Origin of the sequence: Pseudomonas sp. 313 (genome assembly GCF_000316965.1) — a bacterium.
Taxonomy (GTDB): domain Bacteria; phylum Pseudomonadota; class Gammaproteobacteria; order Pseudomonadales; family Pseudomonadaceae; genus Chryseomonas; species Chryseomonas benzopyrenica.
The window spans coordinates 20,159-36,615 of the sequence record NZ_ANBZ01000024.1; the positions used below are offsets into that span (position 1 = coordinate 20,159).

Annotated in this window: 15 protein-coding genes and 1 pseudogene; 10 read left to right on the forward strand and 6 right to left on the reverse strand. The window is 65.3% G+C overall.

The genetic code is table 11. From position 1 onward, the window contains the following. Positions 1 to 173 precede the first annotated feature (173 nt). From C722_RS0103525 to C722_RS0103550, 6 genes are all read left to right on the forward strand, one after another. Positions 174 to 1,067: a metal ABC transporter substrate-binding protein gene (locus C722_RS0103525; protein ID WP_017639175.1), complete on the forward strand. Its 894-nt coding sequence runs from the start codon at positions 174 to 176 to the stop codon at positions 1,065 to 1,067. Continuing rightward, positions 1,064 to 1,834, forward strand: a complete 771-nt coding sequence (locus C722_RS24570) for a metal ABC transporter ATP-binding protein (RefSeq protein ID WP_017639176.1) — start codon at positions 1,064 to 1,066, stop codon at positions 1,832 to 1,834. The genes C722_RS0103525 and C722_RS24570 overlap by 4 nt, the downstream gene beginning before the upstream one ends. Next, a complete protein-coding gene (locus C722_RS0103535) occupies positions 1,834 to 2,688 on the forward strand; it encodes a metal ABC transporter permease (protein ID WP_017639177.1) in 855 nt (284 codons plus the stop codon). Before C722_RS24570 ends, C722_RS0103535 begins: the two co-directional genes overlap by 1 nt. Continuing rightward, the gene (locus C722_RS0103540; protein ID WP_017639178.1) at positions 2,688 to 3,533 is read left to right on the forward strand and encodes a metal ABC transporter permease; all 846 of its coding nucleotides are present in this window, start codon (positions 2,688 to 2,690) and stop codon (positions 3,531 to 3,533) included. The genes C722_RS0103535 and C722_RS0103540 overlap by 1 nt, the downstream gene beginning before the upstream one ends. A gap of 66 nt (positions 3,534 to 3,599) precedes the next feature. After that, positions 3,600 to 4,034 carry a CBS domain-containing protein gene (locus tag C722_RS0103545; protein WP_017639179.1) on the forward strand — a complete coding sequence of 145 codons (435 nt, stop codon included), beginning with the start codon at positions 3,600 to 3,602 and terminating at the stop codon, positions 4,032 to 4,034. Positions 4,035 to 4,116: 82 nt separating this feature from the next. Further along, entirely contained in the window at positions 4,117 to 6,060 is a 1,944-nt protein-coding gene (locus tag C722_RS0103550; RefSeq protein ID WP_026083626.1) for a TonB-dependent receptor domain-containing protein, read from the forward strand. Positions 6,061 to 6,351: 291 nt separating this feature from the next. On the opposite strand, the gene C722_RS26830 is transcribed toward C722_RS0103550, so the two are convergent. The 5 genes from C722_RS26830 to C722_RS0103575 form a co-directional block, all read right to left on the reverse strand. After that, complete coding sequence (locus C722_RS26830; protein WP_017639181.1) at positions 6,352 to 7,707, reverse strand: ATP-binding protein; 1,356 nt, start codon at positions 7,705 to 7,707, stop codon at positions 6,352 to 6,354. Continuing rightward, positions 7,704 to 8,432: a response regulator transcription factor gene (locus tag C722_RS0103560; RefSeq protein WP_017639182.1), complete on the reverse strand. Its 729-nt coding sequence runs from the start codon at positions 8,430 to 8,432 to the stop codon at positions 7,704 to 7,706. Before C722_RS0103560 ends, C722_RS26830 begins: the two co-directional genes overlap by 4 nt. Positions 8,433 to 8,498: 66 nt before the next feature. Then, entirely contained in the window at positions 8,499 to 9,164 is a 666-nt protein-coding gene (locus C722_RS0103565) for a GNAT family N-acetyltransferase (RefSeq protein ID WP_017639183.1), read from the reverse strand. Further along, positions 9,161 to 9,610: a GNAT family N-acetyltransferase gene (locus C722_RS0103570; protein ID WP_017639184.1), complete on the reverse strand. Its 450-nt coding sequence runs from the start codon at positions 9,608 to 9,610 to the stop codon at positions 9,161 to 9,163. Before C722_RS0103570 ends, C722_RS0103565 begins: the two co-directional genes overlap by 4 nt. Positions 9,611 to 9,623: 13 nt before the next feature. Beyond that, positions 9,624 to 10,256, reverse strand: a complete 633-nt coding sequence (locus tag C722_RS0103575) for an FMN-binding negative transcriptional regulator (RefSeq protein ID WP_017639185.1) — start codon at positions 10,254 to 10,256, stop codon at positions 9,624 to 9,626. Positions 10,257 to 10,346: 90 nt separating this feature from the next. Between C722_RS0103575 and C722_RS24575 the strand changes: the two are divergent. The 4 genes and pseudogenes from C722_RS24575 (at position 10,347) to C722_RS0103595 (ending at position 15,988) form a co-directional block, all read left to right on the forward strand. After that, positions 10,347 to 11,764: pseudogene (locus C722_RS24575) on the forward strand (PLP-dependent aminotransferase family protein). A gap of 227 nt (positions 11,765 to 11,991) precedes the next feature. Continuing rightward, on the forward strand, positions 11,992 to 13,461 hold the full coding sequence (locus C722_RS0103585) for an OmpA family protein (RefSeq protein ID WP_143075248.1): 1,470 nt from the start codon (positions 11,992 to 11,994) through the stop codon (positions 13,459 to 13,461). Between the two features lie 15 nt (positions 13,462 to 13,476). Then, positions 13,477 to 15,153 carry a hypothetical protein gene (locus tag C722_RS0103590; RefSeq protein WP_017639187.1) on the forward strand — a complete coding sequence of 559 codons (1,677 nt, stop codon included), beginning with the start codon at positions 13,477 to 13,479 and terminating at the stop codon, positions 15,151 to 15,153. Position 15,154: 1 nt separating this feature from the next. After that, positions 15,155 to 15,988, forward strand: coding sequence for a hypothetical protein (locus C722_RS0103595; RefSeq protein ID WP_026083629.1), 834 nt, complete (start codon positions 15,155 to 15,157; stop codon positions 15,986 to 15,988). 138 nt (positions 15,989 to 16,126) lie between these two features. On the opposite strand, the gene C722_RS26105 is transcribed toward C722_RS0103595, so the two are convergent. After that, positions 16,127 to 16,420 carry a hypothetical protein gene (locus tag C722_RS26105; RefSeq protein WP_143075249.1) on the reverse strand — a complete coding sequence of 98 codons (294 nt, stop codon included), beginning with the start codon at positions 16,418 to 16,420 and terminating at the stop codon, positions 16,127 to 16,129. Between the last annotated feature and the right edge of the window lie 37 nt (positions 16,421 to 16,457).

The following is a 16,457-nucleotide window of genomic DNA, read 5'->3' on the forward strand; positions in this document are numbered from 1 at the left end:
GGCAGGGCCGCTTGGTCCTGCCGCGCTGCCTCGCGTGCGTTCCTGCCGAGGCGCCTTTCCCTGCTCGTATCCCTGTCGAGCGTTCTCATCCCAGGTTACAAAGTCTCCCGGCACCTCTGATAGGTTGTGCTATCTAATTTAGCCAAGGCTATAACTACCGAGGGGCTGGCCGGATGCTGGAGAAGACGAAACGCTGGACCCTGATGGGTTTGTTGGGACTGCTGCTGGGCAACCCTGTCCAGGCGGCGGAGCCGTTCAAGGTGGTCACCACCTTCACGGTGATCGCCGACATGGCGCGCAACGTGACGGGCGACGCCGCCCAGGTGGAGTCCATCACCAAGCCCGGTGCCGAGATCCACAATTACCAGCCCACCCCGGGCGATCTGCTCAAGGCGCGCGATGCCCAGCTGGTGCTGTGGAACGGCCTGAATCTGGAGCTCTGGTTCGAGCGTTTCTTCAGCCGCATGAAGGACGTGCCCAGCGCGGTGGTCTCCCAGGGCGTCGCGCCCATCGCCATCGCCCAGGGCCCCTATGCCGGCAAGCCCAATCCCCATGCCTGGATGTCGCCGCAGGCGGCGCTGGTCTACGTCGACAACATCCGCGATGCGCTGGTGCAGCACGATCCGGCCAATGCCGAGACCTACCGCCGTAACGCCGAGGCCTACAAGACGCGCATCACCGCCACCCTCGATCCCCTGCGCCAGCAGCTGCAGGGGATTCCCGAGCAGCGCCGCTGGCTGGTCTCCAGCGAGGGTGCCTTCAGCTATCTGGCGCGCGATCTGGGCCTCAAGGAACTCTATCTCTGGCCAATCAACGCCGATGCCCAGGGCACCCCGCAGCAGGTGCGCCGGGTGATCGAGACAGTGCGCGCCGAGCGGATTCCGGCGGTGTTCAGCGAGAGCACCGTGTCCGCCGCACCGGCCGAGCAGGTGGCGCGGGAGAGCGGCGCCCGCTACGGCGGGGTGCTCTATGTGGATTCCCTGAGCGCCGCCGACGGTCCGGTGCCCACCTATCTCGACCTGCTGCGGGTCACCACCGAAACCCTGGTCAAGGGGCTGGCGCCATGATTGCTCTCGACGGGGTCGGCGTGACCTATCGCAATGGCCATACCGCCCTGCGCGACGCCAGCCTGGTGGTGCCCGGCGGGTCCATCACCGCCCTGGTGGGCGTCAATGGCAGCGGCAAGTCCACCCTGTTCAAGGCGATCATGGGCTTCGTGCCCCTGCGCACCGGTCAGGTGCGGGTCGATGACCTGCCGGTGGCCCAGGCCCTGAAGCGTAATCTGGTCGCCTATGTGCCCCAGAGCGAAGACGTCGACTGGGACTTTCCGGTGCGGGTGGAAGACGTGGTGCTCATGGGGCGCTATGGCCGGATGAATTTCCTGCGCCTGGCGCGCGCCGCCGATCACCAGGCGGTGGCCGCCGCCCTGGCCCGGGTAGGGCTGACCGACTTGCGCAAACGGCAGATCGGTGAACTCTCCGGTGGCCAGAAGAAGCGCGTCTTCCTCGCCCGCGCCCTGGCCCAGGACAGCCGGGTGATCCTGCTGGATGAACCCTTCACCGGGGTGGACGCCACCTCCGAGCGCGCCATCATCGAATTGCTCCAGGCCCTGCGCGCCGAGGGTCGCTCGATGCTGGTCTCGACCCATGACCTGGCCAGCATCGAGCGCTTCTGCGACCGCACCGTGCTGCTCGATCGCACCGTGTTGGCCCAGGGGCCGACGGCCGAGGTCTTTACCCGGGAGAATCTGGAGCGGACCTTCGGTGGCGCCCTGCGCCTGTTCGAGGGGGGACGCCAGGCGTCGCAACTGCCCCAGTGGCGAGAGCGTGCCTGATGGAGTGGCTGCTGGAACCCCTGGCCTACGGCTACATGAAAAACGCCCTGGGCGCGGCGGCCCTGGTGGGTGGGCTGTGCGCCTTTCTCTCCGCCTATCTGATGCTCAAGGGCTGGTCGCTGATCGGCGATGCCCTGTCCCATGCCGTGGTACCGGGGGTGGCCGGCGCCTATCTGCTCGGGCTGCCGCTGGCCCTGGGCGCCTTTCTCGCCGGCGGCGCGGCGGCCGGGGCCATGCTGGGGCTGCGGCAGTACACCCGGCTGAAAGAAGACGTCATCATCGGCCTGATCTTCAGCGCCTTCTTTGGTGGCGGGCTGTTCCTGGTCTCGCTGGCGCCGGTGGCGGTGGACATCCAGACCATCGTCTTCGGCAACATCCTGGCCATCACCCCCGAGGCCAGTCGCCAGCTGCTGATCATCGCCGCCGTCTCCCTGTTGGTGCTGCTGCTCAAGTGGCGCGACCTCCTGCTGGTGTTCTTCGACGAGGGCCAGGCGCGTGCCTGCGGCCTCAATCCCACCGGCTACAAGCTGCTGTTCTTTACCCTGCTGGCGCTGAGCACCGTGGCGGCCATGCAGACGGTGGGCGCCTTCCTGGTCATCGCCCTGGTGGTGACGCCGGGGGCGACGGCCTATCTGCTCAGTGATCGCTTCTCGCGGGTGGTGCTGATCAGCGTGGCCATCGGCGTCGGCAGCGGCCTACTGGGCACCTATCTCAGCTACTTCCTCGACGGCGCCACCGGTGGCTGCGTGGTGGTCCTGCAGACACTGATCTTTCTGCTGGCCTTCGTGCTGGCGCCGCGTCACGGCCTGCTGGCCAATCGGCGCCGGGCGCGGCAGACGGCGGAGGCGGGCTGATGGACTGGCTCCTGCTGACCCTGGAAGTCGATTTCATGCGCCAGGCGCTGCTAATGGCCGTGCTGGTGGCGGTGCCCACGGCGCTGCTGTCCTGTTTTCTGGTGCTCAAGGGCTGGGCGCTGCTGGGCGACGCCATCGCCCACGCGGTGTTTCCCGGCCTGGTGCTGGCTTCGGCGCTGGGGGCGCCCCTGGTCGTGGGCGCCTTCGTCGCGGGACTGGGTTGCGCCCTAGCCACCGGCTATCTCAAGCGCCACAGCCGGGTGAAGCAGGATACCCTCATGGGCGTGGTCTTTTCCGGCATGTTCGGCCTGGGCCTGGTGCTGCACGCCCGGCTGCCCACCGAGCTGCACCTGGACCACATCCTGCTCGGCGATCTGCTGGGGGTGACCCCGGAGGCCTTCTGGCAGATGGCGGTGATCGCCGCCCTAGTGCTGCTGGCGCTGGCCTGTCGCTGGCGCGACCTGCTGGTGCTGGCCTTCGATGCCGCCCAGGCACGGGCCCTGGGCCTGCGGGTGGAGTTGCTGCACTACGGCCTGCTCGGACTCATCGCCCTGACCGTGGTCGGCGCCCTGCAGGCAGTGGGCATGGTGCCGGTAGTGGCCTTGCTGATCGCCCCTGGTGCCACCGCCTTCCTGCTGACCCGCTCCTTTGGCTGGATGCTGCTGGTGGCCACGACGCTGGCCGTGGCGGCCGCCCTGGGCGGGGTGTTGCTGAGCCTGGTCTGGGACAGCGCGCCAGCACCGACCATGGTGCTGCTGCTGACGGTCGGTTTCCTGCTGGCCCTGGCATGGCGCCTGTGGCGGGATCGACGTCGTTCGGGCGACAAGGGCGTTCAAGCGGCCTGATGTAATCAGCTGACCGGCTCTGCCAGGCGTCGCCGGTCACGCTCGCCTCACCTCAGGAGAACCACCATGAAAACCGTCGCCCAGTTGCTCGCCCTGAAGACCCAGCAGGACGTCTACACCATCGCCCCCGACGCCTGGGTGCTCGACGCCCTGCGGCTGATGGCGGAAAAGAACGTCGGGGCCCTGCCGGTGATGCGCGACGGCGAGCTGGTGGGCATCGTCAGCGAGCGTGACTATGCGCGCAAGGTGGCGCTGGAGGGGCGTTCCTCCTATGCCACCCCGGTCAGCGAGATCATGACCGAGGCGGTCATCATCGTGCTGCCGCAGCAGACCGTGGGCGACTGCATGCAGATGATGACCGACCACCACCTGCGCCACCTGCCGGTGATGGGCAATGGCAAGCTGATCGGACTGCTGTCCATCGGTGACCTGGTCAAGGCGACCACCGTGCAGCAGGCGGAGCTGATCCGCCACCTGGAAGGCTACATCCGCGGCGAGTAAGGGCAGCTGTCCCAACCTGTCCCAATTTGCGTAACGTCAATCATTACCATCCGTGCCCTTTCCCGTCTGGAGGGTACGCTGCATGGCAAGGTTGCAACGCTTCATCCCTACGCCCCTGGCGCTCGGCCTGGCTGTGGCCAGTCTGGCGATCCAGGCCGAAGAGATCACCGATCTCGACACCACGGTGGTCACCGCCTCCGGCTTCGAACAGCGGCTGGAGGACGCCCCGGCTTCGGTCACGGTGATCGACGCCGAGACGCTGCGCCAGCGTCCGGTGCGCGACCTGGGCGATGCCCTGCGCGATGTCGAGGGGGTGGTGGTCAACGGCGCGGCCAACGAGACCGACATCTCCATCCGCGGCATGCCGGGGGACTACACCCTGATCCTGGTCGACGGCAAGCGGCAAAGCGCGCGGGAGTCACGGGTCAACGGCAATCGCGGCTACGAGCAGAGCTTCATCCCGCCAGCCGCGGCCATCGAGCGCATCGAGGTGGTGCGGGGGCCCATGTCCTCGCTGTACGGCTCCGATGCCATCGGTGGGGTGATCAACATCATCACCAAGAAGAACACCGCCACCTGGCATGGCGCCCTGACCACCGACTACATCGCCCAGCAGCACAGCGACCAGGGCAATTCGCGCCAGGGCCAGTTCTTTCTCAGCGGGCCGCTGCACAGCGAATTGCTCGGCCTGCAGCTGTGGGGCCGCTACCTGGATCGCCAGGCCGACGACGACATCGAGCAGACCCAGGGTTTTAGCAAGGCGCGCCATCGCGACCTGACCGGGCGCCTGGCCTTTACCCCGAACGAGAATCATGAATTCCTGCTGGAAGCCGGGCAGACACGCCTGCGCAACGGCGACGGCCTGAGCGACAACTGGGCGACCCGCCAACAGGACAACGACCGTGATCACTGGTCGCTGAGTCACACTGGCCACTGGGCCGGCGGGCTGCGCTCGGACGTGTCGCTGCTGCACGAGGAGACCTCCCGCGAAGGCCTGGCCACGCCGGCGCAGACCGATGTCTATGGGCGCAAGCCGCAGGTCGAGAACACCGTGTTCGACGCCAAGCTGGTGACGCCACTGGACGACCACCTGCTCACCACCGGTCTGCAATACAACCGCGGGGAGGTGCAGGACTGGAACCAGGGGCTGAACGATCGCCGCCAGTATTCCTTCGCGGTGACCCAGCAGGCCTTGTTCGCCGAGGACGAGTGGGCCATCACCGACAGCTTCGCCCTCACCGGCGGGCTGCGCCTGGATCACCACGAGCTGTATGGCAATCACTGGAGTCCGCGGCTCTATGGGGTCTGGCATGCGACCCCCGAGTGGACCTTCAAGGGCGGCGTCTCGCGCGGCTTCAAGGCACCAGAAATCCGCGCCGTGGCGCCGGGTTATGCCTATCTGCGGCGCAACCGCTTCGTCATGCTCGGCAATCCGGATCTCAAGCCGGAAACCAGCACCAACTACGAGGTGGCGGCGCTCTGGTCCAACCGGCGCAATCTGGAGGCGGCGGCGACGCTGTTCTACAACGACTTCCAGGACAAGCTGTCCACGGTCACCACCACCGAGCGCTGGAATGGCTATATCCGCATGGACCGCATCAACGTCGACGAGGCGGTGATCCGCGGTGTGGAGCTCAGCGGTGGCTGGGACATCACCGAGGCCCTGCGTCTGGGCGGCAACTTCACCTATCTCGACTCGGAGCAGCGCAGCGGCCCCAACCAGGGTGCGCCCCTGGCCCTGACCCCGGAGCGCAAGGCCAACGTCCGCCTGGACTGGACCCTGTCGGACCGGCTCAATCTGTGGACGGCGCTGGACTACTACGGTGAGGAGTACGACGCCACCCTGACCGGCGAGGCCGCCCCGGCATACACCACCTGGGACGTGGGCGGTGGCTTCGTGGCGACGCGCAACCTGAGCTTCAATGCCGCCATCCGCAACCTGAACGACCGCCGCCTGGACGACGAGACCTATGGCACGGTGAACTACGGTCGGCATCTCTGGGTGAGTGCGACCTTGAGTTTCTAAGGGAGCCAGATGCTCCACGTGGAACCTCCACTGTGGTGGACGCGCGTTGGTGCCGGAACCGTAGCGTGGAAAACGGCGGAGCTTTTTCCACTAGGAAAGCCGTTGTAAGGCGCGCCTCACCCCAACCCTCTCCCAGAGAGAGAGGGGCTAGCCGAGCAGGCGTTCGTGTCCAGCCCCAGCGAAATCCTGATCGATCAGGTGTCGCTACTTTGGGAGTGATTGTTCTGGCGCGACAAGGCCTTTTGTTTGGACTATCGCGGCCATGGGCCGCTCCTACGGGATATCCGGCTGCTAGGGTGTCGACGGCAGCAGGATCCGCGCGCAGAGGCCGCCTTGCGGGCGATTGTGCAGGTGCAGTTCCCCGCCATGGGCGAGGATGCAGGCGCGGGCGATGGCCAGGCCCAGACCCAGGCCGCGGGCGGAGTCCTGCCCCGGGGGCCGGTAGAAGGGCTCGAAGACCTGCTCCAGCTGATCCTCCGGCAAGCCGGGGCCGTCGTCGAGGATGTCCAATCGGAGCAGCTGTGGCTCGGGTCGCGACAGCTCCAGGACGGCGCTGCCGCCGTGCTGCAGGGCGTTGTCGAGCAGATTGCCCAGGGCGCGCTTGAGCGCCAGCGGACGACCACGGAGCGGTGCCGCGGCGGCGCCCGACCAGGTCACCGGCTGACCCAGCGCCCGGTAACGCCCGTGCAGGTCCTGCAGCAGGGCGCTCAGGTCGACCTCCTGATGGGCTTCGGTCTGGCGTTCGCCACGGATGAAGTCGAGGGTTTCCTGCACCATGGCGTCCAGTTCGGCCAAGCTTTCCTCCATGTCGTCGCGTTCGGCCGAGGGCTCCAGCAGGGCCAGCTGCACCCGCAGTGCGGCCAGCGGGGTATTGAAGTCGTGGCTGATGGCGGCCAGCATGCGCACCCGATCGTCCAGGTGGCGCAGCAGCCGCTCCTGCATCAGCTCGAAGGCCGCGGCCAGCTCCCTGGCCTCACGCGGGCCCTGGCGGACCTCCAGTCGACTGCGCTCGCCCCGGCTGAGTCCCTCGGCGGCGCGGGTGAGCCGTTGCAGCGGCCGTACCAGCTGGCCGATCAACAGCCAGGCCAGCAGCAGCACCGGCAGGGCGCCCAGCAGCAGCGACCAGCCCAGGGCGGTCAGCCAGCCGTCGCTGCGCGCCGGATACTGCACGGCATTGAGCCAGCGACCGTCCGGCAGGTGCACGCTGCTGCGCAAGCGCAGGGGGGCCCAGCCGGCCGGGGTCAGCGGTGAGGCGCGGGCGGCGTCGCCCGCCAGGCCTTCCAACTGCATCACCAGGCCGTCTTCGGTCTGCCCCAGGCGTCGCGCCAGATCCCGGGTCAGGCGACGTTCCTCGGCGAGCATGGCGAAGGGCGCCACCTCCGGCGTCGCGGCCACCCAGACCTGCGCCGGTGCCTCGGCCAGCACCCGCAGCAGGGCCTGTGCCTGCGCCACCGGCAGGCGTTCGACCGCGGTACGGGCCACCGCCAGGCGCTCCAAGGCCTGACCATAGGACAGCGGATGGACCAGCGCGCCGGTCTGGTGCAGGACCAGCGCCGCGGCCGCGTGCGCCAGCAGCAAGGCGGCGCAGAACAGCAGACAGAGGCGCGGCGTGATGCCCTGCAGCCAGCGCCGCCAGGGAGCGATCATGGCCCGTCCAGTGCCTCTACCGGGCAGTCCAGCAGATAGCCACGGCCCCAGACGGTGCGCAGCGGCGACTCACCGGCTGGATCGGCCAGGCGCAGGCGCAGCCGACTGACCTGGCGATCCAGGCTGCGGTCTTCCAGCTCGCGATCGGGCGGTCGCACCCGGTCCAGCAAGAGATCGCGATGCAGCACGGTCTGGGGCTGACACAGGAACGCCAGCAGCAGGCGGGCCTCCGCCTGGCCCAGGCGGCGGGTGCTGCCATCGGGATACTGCAGGCGCTGGCTGACGGCGGCGTAGTGCCAACCCGCGAAACGATAGATTGCCGCTGGGATGGACTCGCGCGGAGGCGGCGGCGCGGTCGTTTGGGAGCGACGATGCAGGGTGCGAATTCGCGCCACCAATTCACGCGGTTCGAACGGCTTGGTCAGGTAGTCGTCGGCGCCCTGTTCCAGGCCCAGCACCCGATCGTCCAGTTCGCCCCGGGCGGTGAGCAGGATCACCGGCGTCGTGTCGCGCTGGCGCAGCTCACGGCAGAGACTGAAGCCGTCGCCATCCGGCAGCATCACGTCGAGGACGATGACATCGAAGCGCTGCTGCGCGAGCAGCGCCTTCATTCGCGTGGCATCGGCCGCGGTGGTGGCTTCGAATCCCTGGCGCCGCAAGTAGATCGCCAGGGGTTCGCGCAGCTTGCGGTGGTCGTCGACGAGCAGGACGTGGATGGCGGTCACGGCAAAGAGACTGGTGGTAGCAACCTCTCTAGGATAGCGCTTTGCCCGCCTCCTTGGTATTGCTTCTCATTTGCTGGACGTGACCGCCAGGGCGCGCAGCTGGCGCCCTGCCGCGTCGAAGTTCTCCGCCGCCAGCCAACGTCTGAAGCCTGCGTCCACCGCGGGCCATTCGTGATCCAGCAGGCTGAACCAGGCGGTGTCGCGGTTGCGACCCTTGACCACCCGGTGCTGGCGGAACAGACCTTCAGAGCGCATGCCCAGTCGCTCGGCGGCGCGCTTGGAACGGACATTGGCGTTGTCGCATTTCCACTCCAGACGGCGATAGCCCAGGGAGAAGGCCTCCTGCATCAGCAGATAGAAGGCCTCGGTGGCCAGGGGCGTGCGCTGCAAGCGCCCGCCAAAGGCCACATGGCCGATCTCGATGCTGCCGTGTTCAGGGACGATGCTCATCAGGCTGAGCTGCCCCAGGGCACGGCCGTCGCGGGGATCCACCACGGCGTAGAACAGCGGATCGCGACCTTCGGCCAGGCCCGCCAGCCAGCCGTCGAAGGCCGCCTGCTCGGTGAAGGGGCCATAGGGCAGAAAGTCCCACAGGGCCGGGTCCTGATCGTGCAGGGCCTGCCAGAGATCGGCGCCGTGGCGCTCTGGATCCAGGGGTTCCAGGCGTACATGATGGCCTTGCAGCAGGCGCGGCTGAGGCAGGCGGGCGGGGGTCCAGTCGAGGGCGGTCATGCCCTGTCTCCCAGCAGGTGGCGGTACTGGATGAAACCCGAGCGAGTGGCGATGCGGTCGTAGAGCTGGCGTCCCGCCTGGTTGGTTTCCTGGGTCAGCCAGTGCACCCGGTCGCAGCCGTCGGCTCTGGCGCGGGCATAGACGTGCTCGATCAGGGCGCGGCCCAGGCCGCCACCACGATGGCCTTCGGCGACATAGAGATCCTGCAGGTAGCAGTAGTCGGTCTCGGTCCAGCAGGACGGGTGATAGATGAAATGCACCAGGCCCAGGGGCCGCTCGCCGTCCCAGGCTAGGGCGCCATGCAGGGGCTGAGCGGGATCGAGCAGGCGCTGCCAGGTGCGGGCGTAGGTGGTTTCCGGCAGCTTGGTTTCGTAGAAGGCCAGGTAGGCCTGCCAGAGGTCGTGCCAGACGGCGCGATCGGTTTCGGTCAGGGGGCGGATGGTCATGGGTGACTCCAAGTCAGACGGGAGAGGGGATCAGGGCGGCCAGGGCCTGGTCGCCGGGTACAGGGCTGGCGGCCAGCCCCTGGCGGACGCCTTCGCGATCGGCGGCGGTGCGATTCTGGCTGAGCTTGGCGATGCCCTGGAGGCTGTCCAGCGGCAGGCGCAGACCACGGATGGCGCGCAGCATGCCCCGCACGAAGTCCGCTGGCGCATCCGCGACCTGCCAGGGCCGGGTGCGCCCGGCTTCGTGCCGGTCGGTGAGGCGCTCCAGCAGCGGTAGCAGGCGCTCGGGATCGTCGAACACCTCGACGCGGCCGCGGGCGTGCACCGCCTGGTAGTTCCAGGTCGGCACCACCCGGCCATGTTCGGCCTTGCCGGGATAGAAGGCCGGGCTGACATAGGCCTGGGGTCCCTGGAACACCGCCAGTACCTGTCCCGTCTCGACCAGCGCCGGGGCCTGGGGATTGCTGCGCGCCAGATGGCCGTAGAGGGTGCCATAGGGGCCTTCGTCGGGCTCAAGCCAGAGCGGCAGATGGCTCACCAGCGGACCGGTGTCGGTCTGACTAATGAGCAGCGCCAGGGCGTGATCGCGCAGGTGCTGGTGCAGCCTGGGCAGGTCGTCGAGACGGAAGGCGGGATTGGGATACATGGGCAGGAACTCCAGTGACGTCCGGCCATGCTAAGGTCGGCTTTGGCTCCCTGTAAGAGCCAATTTCCATGACTTTCAGGGTGCCAATTCATGTTGGGATTCGAGCCGTCGGGGCTGTTGCTGGAATCGGGTCAGGGCCTGGCGCGCCAGCTCTACCAGGGCCTGCGCGAGCGCATCCTGGCCGGCGAGCTGGCCGCTGGAGTGCGGCTACCCGCCAGTCGCGAACTGGCGCGGCTGCTAGGCGTGTCGCGCAATACCGTGACCGCCGCCTACGAGCAGCTCCTGGCCGAGGGTTTTCTCGACAGTCGTCCGGGTGACGGTACCTATGTCGCGCCCGTTACCCGGGCGCTGGCTGCTCCCGAAGCCACGGCCAGTGCGACACTCGTGCTCCTGGCCAGCGTGCCGCCCGGTGCGCCGTGCGCCTTTCGGGTCGGCTTGCCGGCGGTGGACCTGTTTCCCTTCGCCACCTGGGCGCGGTTGCAGCAGCGCTTCTGGCGCCAGCCGGAGCCGGCGCTGCTGGGCTATCGCGAACCCGGCGGCGAACCGCGGCTGCGCCGCCTGCTGAGCGCTTACCTGCGCCAGGCGCGGGGCCTGGTCTGCGCACCCGAGCAGATCCTCATCACCAGCGGTGCCCAGCAGGCCATCGAACTCGGCGCCCGGTTGCTGCTGGCGCCCGGAGCCCTGGCGGCCATGGAGGACCCTGGCTATCGCGCCGCGGGCCTGGCCTTGCAGAGTGGCGGGGCGCGGTTGCAGGGCGTTGCGGTGGATGGGGCCGGGCTGATGGTGGAGCAGTTGGCAGGGCTGCCGGACTGCCGGCTAGTCTATGTCACCCCGTCGCACCAGTATCCCACCGGCGCGGTACTGTCCCTGCCGCGCCGCCTGGCGCTGCTGGACTGGGCGCGCCAGCGGGACGGCTGGATCATCGAGGACGACTACGACGGCGAGTACCGTTACCAGGGCGCGCCGCTGGCGCCCCTGGCCGCCTTGGATCGCCACAGTCGGGTGCTCTATGTCGGCACCTTTTCCAAGATCGCCTTTCCCGGCCTGCGCCTGGGCTATCTGGTGGCCCCGCCCGCGCTGCTGCCGGCGCTGCTGGAGCTGCAACGGGCCGGCATCCGCCATCTCGACAGCGCCACCCAGACGGTCATGGCCGACTTCATCGAGCAGGGCCATTTCCAGCGCCACATCCGGCGCATGCGACGGGCCGCGCGCAGTCGCCGCGATGCCCTGCTGGCCGGCTGGCCCGCGGTCGCCGGCTGCGCCCCGCCGGGCGTCCCGGTGGCCGGCCTGCATCTGTGCCTGCCGGTCACCCACCTGGCCCGCGAAGCCGAACTGGTGACCCGGGCAGCCGCGGTCGGGGTGGAGCTCAATGCGCTGTCGCGCTACTGGCTGCCCGAGGGCCCGACCCGCCCGACGCCCGCGCCGGGTTGGTGCTGGGTTTTGCGGCGGTGCCGGAGGCGCGGATTGTCGAGGCACTGGCCAGGCTGCGGCGGGCCTGGATGGAGTAGTTATGCAGGCAATAACGTTAGTTATGATATTGCCTTGAGATTATTAGGCCCGACTCAAGTTGGCTGTCATTGCATCGAACCCACTTCTTCACTTTCCACCCGTAATATCGGGATATAATCCAGGCTTCTATCCTGCTAGATAGAGCACCCGCCGTTTTCATGGATGAAACATCATAGGTCGTTTCATCCTGGTTATCCGTTATCTCCAGTAACCAGGAGTCACTTACGTGAGTCAGGCTTCTTTGCTTCCTTCCCGGCCAGTACGCCTTGCTGCGCTGACCGTAGCCATTTCCTTGGGCGTTACCGGCTGCGCCACCGTCGATAATTTTTCCAGCGGCCAGAGTCGCACCGTCAACTGCCTGGCCGGCGGTTTCCTTGGTGCCGCTACGGGCGTAGCCGCGGCTGCGCTGGCCAAGGGCGATGGTGCGACGCTGATCGCCGGGGCCGTGGTCGGTGCCTCGGTGGGTTGTGGCGCGGCTCTGGCCTACAAGAATCGTCTTGAGCGACTCAAGCAGATCGCCGAACAGGAAAAGATCCCGCTACAGGTGGAAACGCTGCAGACCGCCGCCGCTACACCTTCGGCCGCGCCGCAAGAGGCGGGCCTGGTGGCCCAGATCGCCGACGAAGGTATGTTCCCGATAGGGAGTGCTCAGCTCAACGACGAAGGTCGCCGCAAGATCGGCAAGTTGGCCAGTGCCTATGTGGGCAAGGAAGCCACGCCGATCCTCATCGTCGGCCACACCGATGCCACCGGTACGCCGGCCATTAACCAGGCACTGTCGGAGCAGCGCGCGCGGGCAGTGGCGAGCATTCTGGTCGAGCAGGGCATTTCGCGAGACCGCATGTACTTCCAGGGTGCCGGCGCCTCGCGCCCCATCGCCGACAACAGCAATCCGCTCGAACGCGGCAAGAACCGCCGCGTCGAGATCGTCGAGTTGAATGACAAGGCCATGCTGGTCAAGCGCATCAACGCGGAAAAGAACAACGCCAAGTATCTGGCCCATGGCACCGCCACGGAGTCCGTGGCCAAGCCCGAGGGTAAAAAACCGGTTGTTGCCACTGCGCCGTCGAAAGCGGCCAAGACGACAGATGCCGAGGCGCCTCGGCAGACGAAGCCGAGCTTGGCGAAAATCGATTTCGGCGGTCAGCCGGTTGATAGCGGTGCCTGGAAGCTCGGTCAGGCCCTGCGTCCGAAAAGTGGCGGATTCGCGCTGATTTCCAGTGCCTATGCCCAGGTACCCATGAGCAGCTGTCAACAGGACGCCCCGCGCGTCAGCGGCGAGGTCAAAAGCTTCGCGACCGGCGCTGCGCTATCTGACCATGTCACGCGCGAATACCTGCCCGGCATGAACGGGCGCGCCTGGGCCGGTCTGGTCAATGGCCATCTTGTGACCCTGTCGCCGGTTGCCGTGCTGCGTGACAACGCTGCGCTGGTGAAGGATCCGAAAGTCTTCATTACCCAGAACTATGAAAAAAACAAAGGCGGACCCAGCGATGCCTATACGGCCGTCGCCAATACCTATGAAGGAGAAGACGCCATTCTCTACCGGGTCTTCTTGGAAAAGCCCGAGCAGGCACCGGTAAGTTGTATTGATGTAGTAATTAAAAAGACCGGCGACAAGAGTATCGACGGCGACCTGTTTTACGACAATGGCACCAAACCTTACATAGCGACTTACGCGCCTGTGCGCGGCTGATTCCGGGGACGAAACATGGAACTTTTCGAGACGTTGACAACAGCGCTGGCGGCTTATCGCTACGCGATATGGCCGCTGATCAGCCTGCTGGTATTGGTCGTGGTAATCATCCGCTGGTGGGATGAGGTTAAGTACTTCTTTCTCAATCTGGGCGTCAGTTTTCCGGTCGTGGGCTTCATCGCCAAGGCGTCCAAACGCGATCTCATGCAGGATCGTGAAGAAGGCGGGACGGCCTGGTACAAGGCCGAGCGCGAACTATGCGCGAAATACCATCGCTATTATGAGCGCGTGAACAAGGACGCAACCTTCTACGACAAATGCGCAAACTATCTGAACAAGGTGGAAGAGCGCGGCCGCAAACCTACGGGATTGCCCCTGTGGATCGGCAGTATCTTTCTGGTGATCCTTGAGGCGTTCATCTTCGCTCTGGTACTGGCGCCTTTCATTGCCAACAATATTTCCGCCAATCAGGCGGAATTCTCGGCCATCGTCATCTCCCTGCTGATCGGTACCATTCTGGTTCCTGCTACCCACCTCATGGGTGCCGAGATTCACCGCAACGGCCTTATCCGCAAAGCCCGCGAATGGCATCGGCAGGCTCGGCGCAACAACAACGCCAAGGATCTTCAGGCCGATGCCAACGTCGATCTGGACCGTACCGGCCTCGATGATAAAGAGCCCAAGTACCTGCATATCATCAATCGAGTAAAGCACAACGCCACGGTCTCCCCGACCTGGTGGACCACTATCATTGCTACGGCGCTTATTCTAACTCTGGCCATTGGTGCCTATTTTATCCGAGCGTCCACCATCAACGAGCTGGAAACCCAGCAGGTAAACGGTTCGCCCTATGCGTCGGGTAGCAGTTCGGCGCTCATCCCAGACGCTTCGCCTTTCCAGTTGCCCAGCGAAGCCACTGCCGATGGTCAGGCGGCTGACCAGCGTGCGGCCAGTGAAGTGGCTGGCGATCGGATCTTCGCCTACAAACTCACCTTCTTCATCCTGTCGGTCATTTTCATCGGCGTACAGATCATCGGCATCCTGATCGGCGTTTTCCGTTCGTTCGCCGGCACCCAGTCACGGGAAGCAGCGGGCTATATCTCCGGCTTCAGCAGTGCCAGCGAATTCGCGGCCTATCAGCAGAGTCAGCGTGATCGAGTCGCCCGAGATGCCGAGGCCAAGCTCAGCAGTCTGCAAGAGCGGATCGAGCATCGTCATTCTCTAGGCGGTAGTGCCGACCGTGGTCTGCGTCGGAGCTTTGCGCTCTATGCCAACGAGAAAGAGCGGCAGAACAGCGAAAGTCAGCGGCAGAAAAAAGCGCATCAGGCTGCCAGCGAGCTGGAAGCGATGCGTGAGGCGCTTGATACCGCCAAGCAAAAACAGGCGTTGCAGCGTGAATTGGCTGCGCTCAACAACGTGGCTGCTGTTGCTGAAACCTCAGCTCCTGAGCGTTCGTCGAGCGCGACCGTTGAAGCACCAGCACCAGCACCAGCACCAGCACCAGCATCTGTATCGGCACCGGCACCTGCCCTAGAGCAGAACGCCTTGATCGCCAACCTGGGCGACCTCACGGTCTATTCGCCCGAAGAACTGACCGCCATCGGCGAAGAACTGGGTGTCGACAGCGCCGCACTGCTGAGCAAGCAGAAAGTTCAGATGGCGATAAAGCGTGCCAAGAAAGAGGGTGCCTGAAATGCGCCTGACCACAACCTTGGCAATTGTGGGCCTATTGTTGGCGCCTGCGACAATGGCGGCTGAACGTAACGACTTGCCGAGCTGTTACCGCTATGCGCAATTGGCCAGCGAACAGCCAGCCCCGTCGGGGCGAGCGTTGACGGTGGTCATCGATGAAACGGTCAATATGCCCCAGGCGCTCAAAAGCAGTGCCTGGGAGCACACCCTGAGATACCTACAGCCAGGCGACAGCATCAAGCTCTATCAATTTTCGGCTTTGTTGCAGAACAACTACATGAAGTTGCAGTTTGCCGGCATCCTGGAAAAACCGTTGGTTGGGAAGGTGCGTAACCATATCGGCAACGCCAGCCTCAAGAAGCTCGATACCTGTCTGCAACAGCAGGCCGCTTTTTTCCAGAAGACGTTCGGCAAGCAATTCGTCGAGAGTTTCGGCAAGCCTAACGAGGAGATATCGCGCAGTGAAATCTTCGCCAGCCTCAAGAAGATTGGCGAAGACCTAGGCCAGGAGCCTAGCGAGGATCAGATCATTCTGCTGGTATCAGACATGCTGGAGAACAGCGACTTCGGCAGCTTCTATCAAGCCAACCGCATTCGTGGAATCGACCCTGCAGCCGAGCTGGCCAAGGTAGAGAAGAAGGAGCTGTTCGCCCAACTGGACGGCGCCCGGGTGTATGTCATGGGTGCGGGCTTGATCGGTGACGATGCCAAGGGTGCCTATCGTTCTGGCAAGGTACTGCAGAGTCTCGAACGTTTCTGGCAGGGCTATTTCGAACGTTCCAATGCCAGGCTCGTCAGCTTCGGTACGCCGGAGCTGACGACCGATCTCAAGTAGTGGCTGGATCCTGCTGCCATAATTGCGATTTCAAAGGATCACTCCGCCTGTACCGGGTGCGATCCTTTGAGGAGCAGCTTTTCCTACGCTGACGTCATCCAGCACGATCGGCATTCATCCCGGTTGGCGCCCAGTCAATCAGCTCGCACCAGGATCCTGTCTCGCTGTCTGTTGCATAGCGGCTTTTGCCTGAGGGCCATAGGTGGCTATGGCGTCCTCGACCTGTCTTTGATCGTCGAAATCCAGATCGTTACGAAGTCTGCGGTATTCGCGACGCCTGGCCTTCAATTGATCGATACAGGCCTGATCCGGCTCTGATTTCGCCTCTTCTGCCTGGATCAACCGCGAACAGTTGGCCATCAGCGATTCAAGACAAAAACGCGCCGTTTCAAAACGGGACAGCTTTTGAGTAGTGGTTTCCGTTTCAGTCATGTGGCCTCCGCTTCCGCTTATAAACAGCGAGGATCAG